At 41.3% G+C, this 1,410-nt stretch carries 2 pseudogenes; both read right to left on the bottom strand.

What is annotated here, in order from left to right:
* Positions 1–265: pseudogene (locus BCT81_RS28685) on the bottom strand (glycosyl transferase); the annotation flags it as partial.
* Between the two features lie 278 nt (positions 266–543).
* Positions 544–1,410, bottom strand: a pseudogene (locus tag BCT81_RS28680) (chain-length determining protein); the annotation flags it as partial.

The following is a 1,410-nucleotide window of genomic DNA, read 5'->3' as shown; positions in this document are numbered from 1 at the left end:
TAAAAGCCTTAATGAGTTTGACGATGACGCCGATTTGAACGCCCGGTGCTTTATCTAAAAACACGATCTGGTTTTGATACGGTTGTAGTTTCGGCCAATTTTTTATCGCTTCATCTTTGGTTCCTTCTAAGCTAACGATTAGTACTTGGTCGAGTGGCTTTGCAAGACGTAACAAGTCGAGAGTGAGTGTTTCTAAACCTCCTGGCGCTAGGTGCTGAACCACATGTATGACTTTCTTACGTTGGTTCGTATTTGGCTTTTCCATAATGCGGCTCCTTGCACTGACGTTTTAAGTCTTTTTGCTAAACATATTTGTTGTTATGACTGCAACGTTGCACGTGCCGTGCCAGAAAATAAATTAAGTTTAATCAATGGCTTAATTTGATTTGGTGTCTGTTGATTTTACATTCTCAAAATAGGAATCAAAAGACAATCGACAGCGAGAGGAATTGGCTCAAATCTCCAATGGAACAACAATGGTGTTTATCGCTAAAAAAAGATCACCAACATCAGGTTGGTGCTCGTTTCGTTAATAGTGAGCCCTTAGTTCATTTTCGGGATTACCGTTAAAACCGAAACGCCCATGATCGCTTCAATATCACTTTTTCGTTTGATCGATGAGTCAAACAATTCGAACAGTATCGCTAACCCCGCACCCAAGCCAATGCCTGCGATCAGACCTGCTAGGATGAATATGAAGGTCGGCATATTCGATTTAATACTCGGGGTGTAAGGTAAGTCGATAATCTTCACACGTTTATTTTCTTCGAACACACCTAGAGAGCCAGTTAACTGAGCCATCTCATAACGTTCATTAAGTTCATCGAATAGTTGTCGCTTAACTTCTACATCACGCTGCAAACGGTACATCTCTTTTGCGTTGTCACCGAAGTTGTTTGCCTTGTGTTCCAATTCAAAAATCATGGTTTTAAGGCTTTTTGTCTCTTCTTTTAATGACTCATAGCGCCCCCGAACAAGTTGAAGGTTATGAAGTTGAGTCACTAAAAGAGGTTGCGTGTCGGAGAGTTTGTCTCGTGAAGTGCTACTCGCAATATCCCACAATTGGTCGCTGTTCATTCCGGGTTGCTTCTGTGCGAGCAGTGTTTTTCTTTCGTTCTCAAGACGTTCCAATTCCAGGACCTTTGCCTGTACAGCACTGTGTTTATTGGTGTACTTTGCTTTTAGTAAGGTTAACGAACTTTGTGTGTCAATAATCTGATCTTCTAATCGGCCGATAACAGGATTGGTTTTTGATAGTTGTTGGTCAATCGACCCTAGGCTTTTTTCAACACCTGATAACTCGGCTTGTTTCTCGGCTAGGGTTTGCTTTAATGAAGCCAATCGATTCAAGCTTTGGCTTTGAACCTCAGGAGTTGAGTGTACATTTTCATTAATATATCTCGCTAACTC

The sequence above is a fragment of the Vibrio sp. 10N.261.52.A1 genome, assembly GCF_002876325.1.
GTDB classification, from domain to species: Bacteria; Pseudomonadota; Gammaproteobacteria; order Enterobacterales; family Vibrionaceae; genus Vibrio; species Vibrio chagasii.
The sequence above is the reverse complement of the archived record's forward strand: the minus strand, read 5'-3'. Positions and strand labels throughout refer to the sequence as shown.